We start from the raw sequence: 12310 nt of genomic DNA, 5'->3' as shown, positions 1-12310 counted from the left end.
TGTTGTTAATGGGAGTTGCTGCTGCGGCTTGACGGGTTTGCAGGAAAATGTGTATCTTTACACGCTCTTAAAAAAGAAGGAACGATGAAAACAGCAATAAAACTGGTTTTGATTTATTTTGTAATGCAGATTTTGGCTGCATTGTTGGTGATGCCTTTTGCCATGCTTTATTCGTATGCAGTCAGTGGTACGATAGATGCTGCAAGCGTTATAGCTTTGGCTCCGAGTATGTTGCTGGGATTTGTCGGTATGGGTGGCTATTTGTGGAAGAAAGGCTATTTGAAAGATGACGGGCGGATATGGTCTCCGGTGTCGGTTGCTTATTTGGGATGGAGTATCATTATAGGCCTTTCTACTATTTTCCTGATAGACTTTGTGATGTCCAGATTGTCTTTCCTGCCTGATTGGATGGGAGCTACATTCGATGTGTTGCAATCGGGTTGGCTGGGCATTATCTGTATCTCGGTGTTAGGGCCTGTCTTGGAAGAGATGTTGTTTCGGGGGGCGATTACAAAAGTATTGCTGCAAAGGTACAGTCCGGTGAAGGCTATTATCCTTTCCGCCCTTATTTTCGGAATTTTCCATATTAATCCGGCACAGGTGGCAGGTGCTATATTATCGGGAGGCTTGTTTGCCTGGCTCTATTATAGAACGGGCAGTCTGATTCCTGGAATTTTAATACATATTCTGAACAACAGCCTGTCGGTATTCCTCAGTTTGCATTATCCCGATGTGAAATATACATCCGATTTGCTTGGAGAACCGGCCTATTGGAGCTGTCTGGCGGTAGCGGCAGTGTTGTTTGCCGTCTCTTGTAAAGTAATGAATTCTTATCGGTTACCGGCAACTGATACAACTTTTAAAATATGAAAAGACGACTGAATATTCTTTGTGTGATTGTAGTGCTCGTGTTGAGCTATTCGGTTTTTGAGACCGGCTACTATTTTATCGTAGGGGTGAAAGCCGGTGTGGAAGCCGGGATTGACGGCAATGCTTCCGAGGCAAGCCAGAAAAAACTGATGAACATGAAGTACATCAGCCTGTTGCCGGAGCACCTTTCCGGTTTGGGCGATAACGGTCTTTTCCAAGATTCCGTTTATAATGAAAGGAGCGGTGAATATGTACCGGTCTCTTTCAACTCGATGATGGTCAGTGTCGATACGGAATCCACAACTTTGGAGCAGGCTGCTTTTACTTTGTTGAATTTTCTCCATATAGTTATATGTGTCTGGAGTATTGTGCTGTTTGTCCGCTTGGTCATTTCTATCAACAAGTCCGATATCTTCAACTGGAAGAACGTCCACCGCTTGCGCCTGTTAGGGGCGGCATTGATTATCAGTTTCTGTACGGCGCTTCTTCCGGCATATCTTACTTTTAGGAGTGTAGGCAATGTTTTTTCCGTTCATGGTTACGAGTTGCATCTTTCGGATACGGTGAATACAACTACTTTGGTATTAGGAATTTCCACATTGATTGTGGCCGAGGTATTCGCAATAGGATTGAAGATGAAAGAAGAACAGGACTTGACTATTTAACCGAATATTGGGAAAAAGAAAATGATTATAGTAAACCTTGACATTATGATGGCCCGAAGAAAAATATCTTTGGGGGAGTTGGCGGAGAAGATTGACATTACGCCGGCGAATCTTTCTATTCTGAAGACCGGTAAGGCAAAGGCTGTCCGTTTCTCCACATTGGAAGCTATTTGCAAGGTATTGGATTGCCAGCCGGGAGATATACTGGAGTATGTGGAGGGAGAAGAAAAGTAAACCGATGGTATATATATGAGAGTGTGTCAAAATACATTTGATGATTTCTTTTAGGCACGGATTTCGCGGATTTCACGGAAAAAAACAAAGAAAATCTGTGTTTTCCGTGTAATCCGTGCCTAAAAAGAAACAAATAGCAAGCGAATGTTAGTTTTGACACACCCTCGAAATAGCAACAGTCTGCTTAATCATTAGCGCTTTTTGCCTTGAATGCCAGTGCATACATCCGCATCTGTTTCACCATCGAGAGCAATCCGTTACTGCGTGTGGGAGAAAGATGCTCCTTTAATCCTATCTTGTCTATAAAGTAGAGGTCCGCATTCAGAATCTCGTCCGGGGTATGTCCGGACAGCACTTTGATAAGCAGCGAGATAATGCCTTTTACAATTAAAGCATCGCTTTCGGCTTGGAAAACGATTCGGCCGTTTTCCTCGTCCGCCTGCAGCCATACACGGCTTTGACAGCCTTCAATCAGATTCTGTTCCGTTTTGTATTTGTCATCAAGCGGTTCCTGTTCATTTCCTAAATCGATGAGGAGCTGATAGCGGTCCATCCAGTCGTCGAAATCATTGAACTCGGCGATTACTTCATCTTGTACTTCGTTGATACTCATAATAATTTTATCTTTAGTATTTATTTTTCATTGTAGATAACTTCCATGACCGTCTGGCCTACCGCCTTCAGAGTGTTGCGGTCGATGCCGTCCATATCATCTTTCAGGGTATGCCAGTTTTCGTAGAATCCGGTTTCCTCGCTGTATTGAATGATATCGATGGTAGGGATGCGTGCGTTCCGGAACACAAAAAGGTGGTCGTCGGTTACGATATTCCCTTTTTCTTTTACGAAATAACGTCCGTAGCCCAGGTTATTGGCCGCATTCCATACTTTCCGGTTGATGCCTTTGGCAAACTCTTCGGAGTATCCTTCGTAGAAGAAAGTGGCGTCTTTGGCGCCTACCATATCAAGAAGGATGCCAAAACGCGCATTATATCCCTGGACATGGGGATTCTGTGCCCAGTACTGCGAACCGAGCGCCCAATACTCTTCCTTATGGTTGCCTGTATAGGATTGGTGAGGGCCGTAGTCTTCGGCATCTACCAGTACGATGTCGATGCCCAGTTCGGGTAGCTGTTTGTGCAGTTGGCGGGCTATTTCGAGCAATACGCCTACCCCGCTCGCACCGTCGTTGGCGCCGAGAATGGGTGTGTGACGGTTTTTCTCGTCAGAGTCAGCATCTGCCCATGGACGGCTGTCCCAATGCGAGAGCAGCACGATGCGTTTCTTCGTTTCGGGCTTGTAGCTGCCGATGATGTTGCGGGCTTTTAGGAGGGTGCCGTCATAGGCGGTTAAATCCACTTGCTGGTTGTATACCGTGGCGCCGAATTGTTCCAGCTTCTTTGCAAGATATTCTCCACAGGCTTTGTGTGCCGCAGTATTGGGCACGCGGGGACCGAAGTCTACTTGCTCCTTGACATACCGGTAAGCGCTGTCTGCATCGAATTGGGGTACGCTGACCGTGCTCTTAGGTTGTTTTCCCTCACTGTCGGTATTGCCTTTGCTTTTATTGCTGCACGCTACCATCGCTATGAGCAACAGCAGTGACAGTGGGATAATTGTATAATTCCGTTTCATTCTTTGTGGGTGTTAAATGTTAGTTTCACTTCTTTTTTTCCAACTTCCAGCGTGACCTGCGCACCGTTAATCATCGGTACGTTCATCGTAACGTGTCCCACCGGAAATCCGAAGCATATAGGATAATCGTATTCTTTTACCAAATCGGCCAATGCGCCGTACAGCTCTTTGCCTAAAGACATGTTCTCTTCGTATTCGGTAAACTGTCCGATAATCAGTCCGGACAGCTTTTCGAGTACGCCGCCCAGTTTCAGATTGTACATCATACGCTCCACGGCATGGGGACGCTCGCCTATGTCTTCGATGAAGAGTACCGTACCTTCTGCCGGAATGTCATAAGGCGTGCCGCGCAGCCCGTAAAGCACCGCCAGGTTTCCGCCCCGAAGGATGCCCGTTCCCTCGCCTTTGCGGTTGAGCTTGTGTGCCGGGCAGGTATAGCTGAACGAGGTTTCTTCCTGCAGTTTATTGCCGAACAGGATGTCTTTCAATGCCTGGCAGCAAAGATCATCTTCCGGCTCCACGGTGAGATGCCGTGCCATGGGAGCGTGCAGCGAAGCGAAGCCGTTTTGCTGAAACACGTTGTGCAGGGCGGTGATGTCGCTGAAGCCGATAAGCCATTTGGGATGCTGGCGAAACCGGGTGAAGTCGAGCTGCCCCACCAGATGCACAGCACCGTATCCGCCGCGACTGCAAAAGATAACTTTGGCTTTCTCGTCGTCCATGGCTTCCTGCAGGTCTTTCAACCGCTGCTGTATGCTTCCGGCGTAAGTGCCGTGCGCACTGCCTGCATGCTTGGCAATGATAACCTCCAGTCCCCATGACTTCAGCCGTTTTTTGGCTCCTTTCAGGAAGGACTTGTCAATCTTGCTGGAGGGGGAGAGGATTATCGCCCGGTCGCCCTCGTGCACGTATGGCGGAAAAATAAGGCTGTTCATATTGTATATCTCTCTGTATTTGTGACAAAAGTACATAATTCACCACAGAGGGCACAGTGTTTCATGGAGTTTTTTTTATTTCTTTAAGGGGTATTGCGGCAAATCACGGCATGTTCAGTCTTGCGACATGGCATGTTTTTTTTATCCAAAGAACAAAAAGACAAAGCGGAATATGTTCTTTTGTTCTTTTGTCTTAAAAATGTGATAAAGAAATATGTTTTTTGTCCCGAAAACTCCGTGAAACTCTGTGCTCTCCGTATTAAACCTGTCAAAATGATATAAAACATAGAAATAAAATGAAGTATACCGTTCTTTTTCTCGACATTTTTTTAGATATTTGCTAAAAATCTAACGTTATGGAACCTATTCGGAACTTTGATCAATTAACTTCTCATCTCAAGACCTTAAATAAAAGGAAACGCATTGCCGTAGTCTGTGCCAATGACCCCAATACTGAATATGCCATAGCCCGTGCTTTGGACGAAGGCATTGCCGAATTTCTGATGATCGGCGATTCGGCCATTTTGGAGAAATATCCTACTTTAAAGAAATATCCCGAATATGTGCAGACGTTGCATATTGAAGACAAGGATGAAGCGGCGCGCGAAGCGGTGCGCATCGTGCGTGAGGGCGGTGCGGATATTCTGATGAAGGGTATTATCAATACGGATAATCTGCTTCATGCCATTCTCGACAAGGAAAAGGGACTGCTGCCGAAAGGAAAGATTCTGACACATCTGGCTGTCATGCAGATTCCCACCTATGATAAACTGCTGTTCTTTTCGGATGCCGCAGTCATTCCCCGGCCCACCTTGCAGCAGCGCATAGAGATGATTTGGTATGCCATCCATACCTGCCGCCATTTTGGTATCGAACAGCCGCGTATCGCACTTATCCATTGTACGGAAAAGGTGAGCGCCAAGTTCCCTCATTCGTTGGATTATGTCAATATTGTGGAACTTGCCGAGGCAGGCGAGTTCGGAAATGTCATCATCGACGGCCCATTGGATGTAAAGACTTCCTGCGAAAAGACGAGCGGCGACATCAAAGGCATTGTATCTCCCATCAACGGCGAGGCCGATGTCTTGATTTTCCCGAATATCGAATCGGGCAATGCTTTCTATAAGGCTGTCTCCCTTTTCTCTCATGCCGATATGGCGGGGTTGCTTCAAGGACCTATATGCCCTGTTGTGCTACCTTCGCGCAGCGATTCCGGCTTGTCCAAGTATTACAGCATTGCTATGGCATGCCTCACCAGTTGCGGTTCGGAAACTGCGAATGATATTTCGCAACTATCAAATTGTAAATCGTAAATAATAAATACATCGATGAAGTTACTCGTCATCAACCCCGGTTCCACTTCGACAAAAATTGCCGTATACGAGAACGAAGTACCCTGCTTGGTACGAAGCATCCGTCACACGGTAGACGAACTGTCTTCCTTTTCTCATATCATCGACCAGTTTGAATTCCGCAAGAATCTGGTACTGAAAGAATTGGAAGCCAATAATATACCTTTTGAGTTTGACGCCATAGTGGGGCGCGGCGGACTGCTAAAGCCCATACCGGGCGGCGTATATGAGGTGAATGACGCCATGCTGGATGATATTCTTCATGCCATGCGCACCCATGCCTGCAATTTGGGATGCCTCATAGCTTCCGAACTGGCCGCGCTGCTTCCGGGCTGCCGTGCATTCATTGCCGACCCCGGTGTTGTGGATGAGCTGGACGAGATAGCCCGCATCACCGGTTCTCCCCTTATGCCTCGCATCACTATCTGGCATGCGCTGAACCAGCGCGCCATTGCCCGTCGCTATGCCGCCGAGCATCATACGCGCTACGAAGAGCTGGATTTGATTGTCTGCCACTTGGGTGGCGGCATCTCCGTCGGCGTCCATCATCATGGCAAGGCTGTCGACGTAAATAATGCGCTCGACGGTGAAGGCCCGTTCTCGCCGGAACGTGCCGGTACGCTTCCTGCCGGGCAGTTGATAGACCTTTGCTGTTCCGGTCGCTACACAAAAGACGAACTTAAAAAGCGTATCTCCGGCCGTGCCGGGCTGACAGCCCATTTGGGCACGACCGATGTGCCTGCCATTATCCGCCGGATAGAGGAAGGGGACAAGCATGCCGGGTTGGTATTGGATGCCATGATTTACCAGATAGCCAAAAGCATCGGTGCGGCTTCCGTTGTGTTGTACGGTAAGATAGATGCCATTCTGCTGACGGGCGGCATGGCACATTCCGATTATATCATTTCCCGTCTGAAGGAGCGCATTTCGTTCCTTGCACCGGTTCATGTTTATCCGGGTGAGGATGAAATGGAAGCATTGGCGCTGAATGCGCTTGGAGCATTGAGGGGGGAGCTTCCGATACAGGAATATAAATAAGTATCATAGCACTTATAATCAATAAGATATATGTACCAGGTTGGTACTGCCCTTTGGTATGTCTTGTACCAAGCAGTGGTACTTGCCGTACCAACCTAAGGTACATGGAGTACCAACCTTTGGTAGCTGCCGTACCACTTGTTGGTACACGCCGTACCAGCTGCTGGTACACCCCAAAACCTGCGGACTTATCCGAATAACTCCCGGCCTTTAGGCAGACAAGCTCTTGCAGCTGTCCGGGTGCTGTTATAAGACAGTTTGTTTATGCCTTATGGAAAAAGGGGAACCGCTTCGGTCTCTTATATATGAAAAGAAGGAGCAAAGCCCCCCGACTTTGCTCCTTGCAACCTTTTCCCGTAATAACTAATACGGAGAAAACATCACTAATCAAAAAATATGCCTTTGTATTTTTTAGAAGTTATTCCGTCCGGTATCCCACCAAAGACGTGTGCCGCCGTTGTCTGCACCGCCCAGCTTGCTGACTAAAGCGTCATACAATGCCTTGTTGTCCGTCTTGTAATCTTGGTTGAAGAATACACGGCGAATCATATCGTCGGTACTGATGGTATTGCCGCTGTTGTTCACCGCAACCTTGATGAGCCGCGGATAACCGGTACGGCGTTGTTCCGCCCATGCTTCACAACCTTCCGGATAGAGGGCCAGCCACTTCTGAGTGATGATTCTCTCCAGTTTTTCTTCCTTATCGGCTGTATTGTCCCATTTCGGAGTGATCGTTGAAGGTGCATCCGCATTGAACTTAGCATCGAATACATCTACGTAGGCAGCCGGTCTATCGTCACTTTCCAGATAATCGCTGACGCCATTGGCATCCCATTGTGCAAAGGATACGGTAACACCTTGTTTATAACAGTTTTCCACATCATCGCCGGTGTTATATCGTAAGGCTGCTTCTGCGCGCAGGAACCATACTTCGGCCGCGCTCATGACAATGATTTTACTGGCGGTTGTAACGGTGGTCTGCGAGTGTGTGGAGTAGCGGTTGTCGGCTACGCCTGTGCCTTGACGGACACCTTTGTATTCATCTTCAATGCTGCTGAGTTGTTTTACTCCGGCAACTTCTCTGTTAATGTTGCCGTCTTTGTCTCTGCCGTCTTGTGCCGGGTTGAAGTAGGATTTAAGGCGAGGATCGTTGTAGCCTTTCAGGAAAGACTCCAAGCTTGCGTTCATATACACTTCGCTCCAGCCGGCAACACCACCCAGCGGATTGCGGATGCCGTATTCGCCTACCGTTTCGTTGGCTGTTTCCAGTACACCGCCGTTGGCAGCATCCAAAGCTGCTTTGGCCTGTTTCTCGGCAAGTTCGGGAGCTACGTTAGATACGCGCATGGCCAGACGCAAGCGGAGAGAGTTGGCGAATTTCAGCCATTGTGCGGGAGTGCGTTTGCCTTCCGGCATCATGAAGTCGGCGCTTTCAAAGGATACGCCGCCTTTATAATCTTTCAGTATGTTCACGGCTGTTTCCAGGTCTTCAAAGAAACGTTTGTAGACTTCTTCCTGTGACTGTGGCTTCTGGTCGGCTGTTCCGAATCCGTCGTAAAGGATAGGGCCGTAATAGTCGCTCACACGATGGAGGGTAGCTACTTTCAGAATCTTAGTAATGGCGTGGTAAAGAGGCCATTCCTTTTCTGTATTCAGCGCTTCCGCATCGGCGATGGAAGGCATGACGTATCCGTAGGTGTATACCCACATGGCGCTTGTCCAGCCGTTGTTCAGATTATAGGTGGAGTTGTTGGCATTGAACGAACCGTTCATGTCGTGGAAGTATCCGCAGAACATGTCCGCCACTAAGTTCTGTATAACCTGGTATTGCCAGTCCGTACCGTCCACTCCGGTCTGGTAGATGATACCCTTTTGAATGGTGGCGAAAGGTACGAGGTTGGTCTGGTTATCGTATTTCTGCAATTCTTCTGTATAAGCTCCGTCGGTACTGTTGAAGTCGGCAAAGTTGTCGGTACAGGATGAAAAACTCAGGAGACCGCCGAGGAGCAATGCGGTTGTATATTTTATCTTATTCATATCGTTCGGGTATTTAGAAAGTAAATTTAATGTTGAATCCTATGTTTCTTGTTGAAGGCATGCCGAAGGTGTCCAATCCCTGGTTGTCATTGCCTACCGACATTGTGGCATCCGGATCGAACGGTGCATCTTTGTAGATGAAGAACAGGTTGCGTGCCACCAGTGACAAGTCTATTCCTTTGATGAATCCGGTCTTTTCAAGCATTTGCTGCGGGAAGGAGTAACCCAAGGATACTTCGCGCAAGCGGATGTTTGTTCCGTCATAGCGGTAGAATTCCGTTGTTCCGTTGCCGCGGTCGCCTACCATTTGATAGAATTTCTGTACATCATTAATCTTTTGTCCTTCCAGCATATAGTAGCCTGCGTCGCGGGCATCACCGGTTGCCTTGCTCACACCGGCATAGTCCAGTCCGGCTTGTGTCAGCGAAATTACGTCGCCGCCTACGCGTGCGTCAATCAGGAAGTAAAGCGAGAAACCTTTGTATGTCACGGTATTGCTCCAGCCCAGTGTCCAGTCGGGATTGAAGTTGCCTATCTTGGCGGCTTTGTCGGTTGTAACCTGAGGCAGGCCGGCTTTGGCGTTGGGGTTACCGTCTTTGTCTGTTGCCGGTTCCAGCAGGATTTTACCGTTTGCATCGCGTACAAATACGTTGCCGTAGATGTCGCCCAGCGAACCGCCTTCTACAACCATCATTTTATAGGGCATGCTTACATTGCCCGAAGCGTATTGGAAGTTGGGTGTGCCGCCCAAGGATACAATCTTGTTCTTGTTGGTAGCAAAGTTGAACTGGGTTTTCCAGCGGAAATTATCGTTCATCAGCGGCGTAGCGCCTAAGGTGATTTCAACACCCGTATTGCGTATCTTACCTGCGTTTATCCAACGGTAAGGACGTTGTTCGGCGGTAGTGTTTACGCGGATCAGTTGGTTTTTGGTATCCGTGCGGTAGAATGTGAAGTCGAAATCCAGACGGCTGTTGAAGAACTTCCACTCAGTACCTACTTCGATGGAGTTGCTGATTTCCGGTTTCAAATCTTCTGCAAAGTAGTAGTCGATGGGTTTCACTACGCCGCCTGCCGTGATGGTCTGCGCCGGGCTGGTGATGCCGATGGGAAGGTCGTTGCCGACTTGTGCCCAGGAAGCACGAACCTTGCCGAAGCTTATCCATTCGGGCAGGTTGAGAGTTTTGTTGAGAATCCATGAGAGACCTACCGACGGATAGAAAAAGCCGGAGTCTTCGCTTTTGGTGTTGGCAAGTGTGGAAGACCAGTCGTTGCGTGCGGTTACATCCAGATAGATACTCTCTTTCCAACCGAGCTGTGCGGTTGCGAACACAGACTGGATGGTACGTCTTTGGTTGGCTGTTTCATCAATGTATGAAGTGCCTGCACCGCTGAGATTCATATTGGGAACTGTGAACACATTAGCCTTGTACAAGCCGGATTTACCGGAGTCGAGACTTAAGGAGTTGACTTTGGTGGTATTGATACTGCTGCCTATGGCTGCATTCAAACTCCAGTCGTTCCATGTTTTGTTGAACATGGCCATAAAATCACCGTAAACCATGAAGTCCTGACGGTTCATTTTGATATAGCGGCCGTTCTGGTGAGCTACATCGGCCGTTGTCCCGGCATACATTTTCTGCTCGTAATTGTCATTGATATAGTCTACATTACCGCGTGCCTGAACGCTGAACCAGTCGCTTATCTTCAAGTTCGCGCTTAAGGAAGCTAAGGTACGGAAACGCTTGTCGTTGCTGGTAACTCTGTTCGTCAGCCAATAGGGGTTCTGGTTGAATCCGCTGATGTCCGTATACCAGTTCTGCAATGGCATAGATCTGTTTTCATCGTATTTTTCGAATCCGTTATTATCGCGATAGATACTGAGGTCTTCACCGCGCGGGAAGATGTACAAACCTACCAGCGGGTTCATGTAGTAGCCGCCGGAAGTAGGGCGGTTCTTGATTTTCTGGGTCATCAGGTTTACATTGGCATCCAATGTGAGGCGGTCGTTGAACAAAGAGGCTGTTTCACGGAAGGTGATATTATGCTTTTGCAGTTTGTTTACATCGACAATACCTTTGGCGGTGGTGTTGGCATAAGAGAAGTAGGTCTGCATTTTCTCTTTACCCGTCATGATGGATAGTGAATTGGTTGCAGTAACTCCGTTGCTGAAATAGTCGCCCACGTTATCGTAAGCTTTGATGGGTGTGGAGTTTGCATTTTCCGGAACCGTACCCCAGCTTGTAGCTCCGCTTGCGCCGTATTTGTCTTGGAATTCGGGCAGGCAAATGGCATGGTCTATGGTCAGGTTGGAGTTGAATACGATACGTTGCATGCCGGCTTTACCCTTCTTGGTGGTAATCAGGATTACGCCGTTGGCAGCTTGTGAGCCGTAGAGGGCTGCTGCGGAAGCACCTTTCAGTATGCTCATGCTTTCAATGTCGTCCGGATTCAAGTTGGAGATACCGTCACCCGAGTCACGGTTGCCGGCATCGTTGTTACCGCCCATGGCGGAGAATGCCTGCTCGGCTACGTTGTTCAGCATAGGCACACCGTCGATAACATATAACGGTTGGTTGTTTCCATCAGCATTGGCAGAACGGATACCGCGGATGGATACTTTGGCTGAGCCGCCCAGACCGGAGGAGTTACGGGTGATGGATACGCCTGCTGTCTTACCGGCAAGGGCGTTAATCATATTAGGGTCTTTGGCGCGGGTCAGTTCATCGCCGCCCACCTGTTGGGTAGAGTAGGTGAGAGAGGCCTCTTTTTTCTTGATGCCCATAGCTGTTACGACAACGGTTTCCAATGCCAGCGCTTCTTCTTTCATTTGGATTTTTAGCGATGTACGGCCGTTGAGCGTAACGTTTATAGGTTCATAGCCTATGTAGGAAATGACTAAAGTGGCATTGGCAGGTGCGTTGAGGGTGAACTCTCCGTCCAGGTTGGTGATGATGCCGTTGGTCGTACCCTTTTCCAATACATTTGCACCGATAATCGGTTCGCCCTTGGAATCGGTAACGACACCCTTTACAGTGACTCTTTCCTGTTGTGTTCCGGCTACGTTTTCGATGCTTTCACCTCTTTTGGTCAGAACTATATTTTTGCCTTCCATTACATATCTGATGTTTGTTCCGGCAAATATTTCATCCAGAAGTTCGGCTACGGCTTTGTTTTTCGCATCTACATTAACAGTGCGCCGTACATCGACACTCTTTTTGTTGTATACAAACAGATAGTCTGTCTGGGATTCAATTTGGGAAAGTATTTGCCCTACTCTCAGCTGAGAATCGGGGATACTTACTTTGGCGTTCTGAGAGTAGCTATTCCCGCAGTATGCTTGGAATGTTACAAACAGAAGAAGGAATAGTGTGGTCTTCATAGTACGCAATAATTGCTTGTTTTCAAAACTTTTTGGACAAAAAAGTCCATTCAAAGAAATTTTTCTCATATCTTTGTCACTGTGTTAAGTTAATAAATTGATTAAGGTCGATTTTTGACTGTTTCGGATCGGAAAGTATGGGGGTACTTTCCGATCTTTTTTTAT

10 protein-coding genes are annotated in these 12310 nt (G+C 47.9%); 5 read left to right on the top strand and 5 right to left on the bottom strand.

The genetic code is table 11. From position 1 onward, the window contains the following. Positions 1 to 84 precede the first annotated feature (84 nt). Genes NQ565_RS02140 through NQ565_RS02130 form a run of 3 tightly spaced genes read left to right on the top strand, consistent with a single transcriptional unit; the run spans position 85 to position 1769 of the window. Complete coding sequence (locus NQ565_RS02140; protein WP_040315874.1) at positions 85 to 870, top strand: CPBP family intramembrane glutamic endopeptidase; 786 nt, start codon at positions 85 to 87, stop codon at positions 868 to 870. Then, a complete protein-coding gene (locus NQ565_RS02135; RefSeq protein WP_005655324.1) occupies positions 867 to 1535 on the top strand; it encodes a DUF2975 domain-containing protein in 669 nt (222 codons plus the stop codon). Before NQ565_RS02140 ends, NQ565_RS02135 begins: the two co-directional genes overlap by 4 nt. 21 nt (positions 1536 to 1556) lie before the next feature. Then, positions 1557 to 1769, top strand: a complete 213-nt coding sequence (locus NQ565_RS02130) for a helix-turn-helix domain-containing protein (protein WP_005655323.1) — start codon at positions 1557 to 1559, stop codon at positions 1767 to 1769. Between the two features lie 184 nt (positions 1770 to 1953). On the opposite strand, the gene NQ565_RS02125 is transcribed toward NQ565_RS02130, so the two are convergent. The 3 genes from NQ565_RS02125 to NQ565_RS02115 are packed head-to-tail and all read right to left on the bottom strand — an operon-like array spanning position 1954 to position 4336. Then, positions 1954 to 2382: a SufE family protein gene (locus NQ565_RS02125; protein WP_005655321.1), complete on the bottom strand. Its 429-nt coding sequence runs from the start codon at positions 2380 to 2382 to the stop codon at positions 1954 to 1956. A gap of 20 nt (positions 2383 to 2402) precedes the next feature. Beyond that, on the bottom strand, positions 2403 to 3401 hold the full coding sequence (locus NQ565_RS02120; RefSeq protein WP_005655319.1) for a M20 family metallopeptidase: 999 nt from the start codon (positions 3399 to 3401) through the stop codon (positions 2403 to 2405). Next, positions 3398 to 4336, bottom strand: a complete 939-nt coding sequence (locus NQ565_RS02115) for a S66 peptidase family protein (RefSeq protein ID WP_005655317.1) — start codon at positions 4334 to 4336, stop codon at positions 3398 to 3400. Before NQ565_RS02115 ends, NQ565_RS02120 begins: the two co-directional genes overlap by 4 nt. A gap of 356 nt (positions 4337 to 4692) precedes the next feature. On the opposite strand from NQ565_RS02115, the gene NQ565_RS02110 reads away from it, so the two are divergent. Further along, positions 4693 to 5649, top strand: coding sequence for a phosphate acyltransferase (locus NQ565_RS02110; RefSeq protein ID WP_005655313.1), 957 nt, complete (start codon positions 4693 to 4695; stop codon positions 5647 to 5649). Positions 5650 to 5664: 15 nt separating this feature from the next. Next, on the top strand, positions 5665 to 6726 hold the full coding sequence (buk, locus tag NQ565_RS02105; RefSeq protein WP_005655311.1) for a butyrate kinase: 1062 nt from the start codon (positions 5665 to 5667) through the stop codon (positions 6724 to 6726). Positions 6727 to 7137: 411 nt separating this feature from the next. On the opposite strand, the gene NQ565_RS02100 is transcribed toward buk, so the two are convergent. Both NQ565_RS02100 and NQ565_RS02095 read right to left on the bottom strand, forming a co-directional pair. Then, positions 7138 to 8763 (bottom strand): SusD/RagB family nutrient-binding outer membrane lipoprotein, encoded by a 1626-nt coding sequence (locus tag NQ565_RS02100; protein WP_005655307.1) that lies wholly within the window; start codon positions 8761 to 8763, stop codon positions 7138 to 7140. 13 nt (positions 8764 to 8776) lie between these two features. Then, positions 8777 to 12214, bottom strand: a complete 3438-nt coding sequence (locus tag NQ565_RS02095; RefSeq protein ID WP_005655305.1) for a TonB-dependent receptor — start codon at positions 12212 to 12214, stop codon at positions 8777 to 8779. Positions 12215 to 12310 lie beyond the last annotated feature (96 nt).

This window comes from Bacteroides stercoris ATCC 43183 (genome assembly GCF_025147325.1).
In the GTDB taxonomy this organism is placed as follows: Bacteria; Bacteroidota; Bacteroidia; order Bacteroidales; family Bacteroidaceae; genus Bacteroides; species Bacteroides stercoris.
Note: the sequence above shows the minus strand (reverse complement) of the source record. Positions and strands in the feature narration are given on the sequence as shown.

Excerpts from the sequence above, each read along its gene's own strand:
- buk (WP_005655311.1), top strand. The coding sequence starts at position 5,665 with ATGAAGTTACTCGTCATCAACCCCGGTTCCACTTCGACAAAAATTGCC.
- NQ565_RS02135 (WP_005655324.1), top strand. The coding sequence starts at position 867 with ATGAAAAGACGACTGAATATTCTTTGTGTGATTGTAGTGCTCGTGTTG.
- NQ565_RS02095 (WP_005655305.1), bottom strand. The coding sequence starts at position 12,214 with ATGAGAAAAATTTCTTTGAATGGACTTTTTTGTCCAAAAAGTTTTGAA.
- NQ565_RS02125 (WP_005655321.1), bottom strand. The coding sequence starts at position 2,382 with ATGAGTATCAACGAAGTACAAGATGAAGTAATCGCCGAGTTCAATGAT.
- NQ565_RS02120 (WP_005655319.1), bottom strand. The coding sequence starts at position 3,401 with ATGAAACGGAATTATACAATTATCCCACTGTCACTGCTGTTGCTCATA.
- NQ565_RS02140 (WP_040315874.1), top strand. The coding sequence starts at position 85 with ATGAAAACAGCAATAAAACTGGTTTTGATTTATTTTGTAATGCAGATT.
- NQ565_RS02115 (WP_005655317.1), bottom strand. The coding sequence starts at position 4,336 with ATGAACAGCCTTATTTTTCCGCCATACGTGCACGAGGGCGACCGGGCG.
- NQ565_RS02100 (WP_005655307.1), bottom strand. The coding sequence starts at position 8,763 with ATGAATAAGATAAAATATACAACCGCATTGCTCCTCGGCGGTCTCCTG.
- NQ565_RS02110 (WP_005655313.1), top strand. The coding sequence starts at position 4,693 with ATGGAACCTATTCGGAACTTTGATCAATTAACTTCTCATCTCAAGACC.
- NQ565_RS02130 (WP_005655323.1), top strand. The coding sequence starts at position 1,557 with ATGATTATAGTAAACCTTGACATTATGATGGCCCGAAGAAAAATATCT.